The organism is Bacillus sp. LR--39 (assembly GCF_053613335.1).
Genome location: NZ_JBSIOT010001122.1, coordinates 1 through 624 on the forward strand (window position 1 = coordinate 1; position 624 = coordinate 624).

1 protein-coding gene is annotated in these 624 nt (G+C 45.5%); it reads right to left on the reverse strand.

Features of this window, described 5'->3' with window-relative positions:
* Positions 1-624 (reverse strand): RNB domain-containing ribonuclease (locus ACWHAR_RS28845; RefSeq protein ID WP_452088670.1); only part of this gene is annotated, 624 nt, incomplete at both ends.

The window sequence follows — 624 nt, forward strand, 5'->3', positions numbered from 1 at the left end:
TCGCCTGTTTCATCGAACGGAGCATAACAGTAGATATAACCGTTTCCTCTGGTCTGTCACGCACAGCGTCCAGAATGCTTTGCAGCGCGCGCGGATGAATATTTCCCGCCGTTCCTTTCACCACATAGCCAAATGTCGTCACAAACTCTAAAAACTTTTGCAGCTTTTCAGCATTCGGCTCTTCGTGAATCCGGTATATAAACGGGACGTTCATCCAATGGAAATGCTCTGCCACTGTTTCGTTTGCCACAAGCATAAATTCTTCAATCAGCTTCTCGGCGACAGAGCGTTCTCTGATCACAACGTCTTTAACCGCTCCTTCGTCATCAACAAGCACCTTTGCTTCTTTGAAATCAAAGTCAACGGCGCCGCGGTCCATCCGCTTATCGCGCAGAATTTGAGCCAGGCGCTCCATGTCTTTGAACATCGGAACAAGAGGCTCGTATTTTTGTTTCAGCTCTTCATCATCGTCAACAAGAATTTTATTTACATCTGAATATGTCATTCTTTCCGTTGTTTTGATGACACTTTGGAAGATCTTGTGCTCTGTCACCTGTCCCTGACTGTTAATTGTCATTTCACAAGAAAGGGTCAGGCGGTCAACCTTTGGATTTAAGGAGAAGA